The following is a 2,648-nucleotide window of genomic DNA, read 5'->3' as shown; positions in this document are numbered from 1 at the left end:
TCCAACTCCCCGTACGACCACTCCCGGCCACCCTCACCCACCACCGCCACCGCACCCGGCGAACACCCCACCCGAACCCCGAACAACTCCGCCAAAGTGCCGACAGGAACCGGACGAGCCGTGTCATTCCACTCCGCCACCACCAAGGAGCGCTCGATCTCGTCCACGACGTCGATCTGCCCGATCCGCATCCCCGGATCCGCCGCCATCTGTTCGAGCAGCCGGAGTAACCGGTCGACGAGAGCCCGGGCCGTCCGCTCGTCGAAGGCGTCCGTCCGATAGCTCATCCGTAGCTTCAGCCCGCCGATCGGCATCGCCACGAGCCCGAGCGGGTAGTTGATGGACTCCCGAACGCCGGACTCGGTGAACTTCAGACCAGCCGGCCCGAGCGGCGCCGAGTCGTCGCCCGGCGGCTTCTCGCCCTTCGCGCCCGAGGGAAAGTTCTCGAACGCTATGAGGGTGTCGAAAGTCGCGCCGGGGCCGGCCACCCGCTGGATGTCGGTGAGTCCCACGTACTGGTGGTCCATCAACGCCGACTGCTGGGCCTGCAGCTCCGTCAGCATCCCGGCGACCGTCTGGGCCGGGTCGAACCGCACCCGTATCGGGACGGTGTTGATGAACAGTCCGAGCATGGTCTCCATGCCCGGCAGGTCCGCGGGCCGTCCGGCCACGGTCGCGCCGAACACCACGTCCCGTCGTGCCGTCAGCTTGCCGACCATCAGGGCCCAGGCGGCCTGAACCACTGTGTTCAACGTGAGGCCGTGAACGCGGGTCAGTTCCCGCAACGCCCGGTCCAGCTCCGCACTCGCACGGCCGGACACCGTGTCGGAAGGAGCCGACGCCGCGTTCCGCTCGACCGGGACAACCAGGGTCGGTTCCTGCGTCCCCGCGAGCCCGCGACGCCATGCCTCCAGCGCCGCGTCCTTGTCCTGCCGGGCCAACCACGCCAGGTACTCCCGGTACGGGGTCACCGGCGGCAGGTCTCGGGTACTGCCACCGGCCTCGTAGGCGGTCCACAGCTCTCGCATGAGGAGCGGCAAGGACCATCCGTCCACCAGAATGTGATGCAACGTCACCATCATCCGGTATCGGTCGGGACCGACCTTGACCAGCAGCACCTTCAGCAGCGGCGGCACCGCCAGATCGAACCGCCGAGCCCGTTCCTCGAGGCCGATCCGTTCCGATTCCGCCCATGCCTCGTCCTCGGGGAGCCCGGACAGGTCCTCCTCCCGCCATGGCAGCACCGCCCGTCGCATGATCAGCTGGACCGGCGCTCCCGAGCTACGCCGCTGGAAACCGGCCCGCAGGCTCTCGTGCCGGTCGAGCAGCGCCTGCCAGGACGCCCGCAGCGCCACCGCGTCCAGTTTCCCCTCGAGGCCGAGGATCATCTGCGACACATAGACGTCCGTGCCCTGCTCGTCGTACAGGGCGTGGAAGAGCATGCCCTCCTGCAGCGGTGACAGCGGCCATACTCCAACCAGCGCGGAGTCGCTCATTTCACGCCCCTTCTTCGATCTGCTTCGCTGCGACTTCGAACTCGTCCAGTTCGCCCTGGCTGATCTCCACCAACGGGAAGTCGGAGGGCGTGTAGCCACCGCTGCCGGAGCCGGCGGTGTGGGCCGCAAGCCCGGTGAGCATCGCCGCCCAGCCATCGGCCAGTGCCTGGACGGCCGACTCCTCCAGCAGGTCTGCCGCCCAGGCGACGATCAGCGAGAGCCGCGGGCCGTCGGTCAGGTCATGCACCACACCCATGACCTCCAGGCCGTGCATGACCGGAATCTGCGCGTTGGTCTCGCCGCCGCGCCCCCCTTCGCCCGCCTGCTGCCAGTCCTTCTGCCGATCGGACTGCGTGCCTGCCCGGCCGGTCGGCTTCGAGGCGAACCGTCCGAGGTAGTTGAAGCCGATCTGGGCGGTGGGCAGTGCGGCGAGGGTGGGCGCGGTCTCGGGGTTGAGGTGGCGGAGCAGGCCATAGCCGAGCCCGTCTCCCGGCACCGCCCGGAGTTGTTCCTTGATGCGCTTCACGGCCCGGCCCGCAGCCGGACCACCGGCCCGCAGATCGGTGAGGTCGACCGCCCCGGCGTCGAGCCGGACCGGGTGGCTGTTGGTGAACCAGCCCACGGTGCGGGACAGATCGTCGCCGTCACCGAGCGGGATCCGACCGTGGCCCTCCAGGTCCACCAGGACCCCTGCCGGGTCCTGGCCGCGCTTGCGCCGCCATTCGGCGATGGCCGCGGTCAGGCCGGTCAGCAGGACGTCGTCGATTCCCGCATGGAACGCGGCCGGGACGCTGGTCAGCAACTCCGAGGTGATCTCGGTGGGAACCTGCACCGACAACTGACGCATCGTGGCACCGATGTCACGGCCGGAGTCCACAGGACGCGAGGTGATCAAGGGATCCGGCCCCTGGAGGAACTGGATCCATTCCGGCAGCTCCGCGAGCCTTTCCTCGCTTGCGGCCTCTGCGGCCAGCGCACGCGCCCAGTGCCGGAACGAGGTCGGGACGGGTTCGAGCGCGGTCTCCCGTCCTGCGGCCAGGGCCGCATACGCCTCGGCCAGGTCGGGCAGCAGGATCCGCAGCGACACCGCGTCCACCACCAGGTGGTCGATGATGAGCAGCAGCCGGCCGGGGGTGTCCGGTCCGGTGTCGA

At 69.5% G+C, this 2,648-nt stretch carries 2 protein-coding genes; both read right to left on the bottom strand.

From position 1 onward, the window contains the following. Positions 1–1,496: condensation domain-containing protein (locus ACFYWI_RS38380; RefSeq protein WP_389240809.1), on the bottom strand; the 1,496-nt coding region annotated here is incomplete at its 3' end. 1 nt (position 1,497) lies between these two features. Continuing rightward, the coding region (locus tag ACFYWI_RS38375; RefSeq protein WP_389240807.1) for a condensation domain-containing protein at positions 1,498–2,648 on the bottom strand (1,151 nt) is incomplete at its 5' end.

The sequence above is a fragment of the Streptomyces sp. NPDC002889 genome (genome assembly GCF_042888425.1).
In the GTDB taxonomy this organism is placed as follows: Bacteria; Actinomycetota; Actinomycetes; order Streptomycetales; family Streptomycetaceae; genus Streptomyces.
The sequence above is the reverse complement of the archived record's forward strand: the minus strand, read 5'-3'. Positions and strand labels throughout refer to the sequence as shown.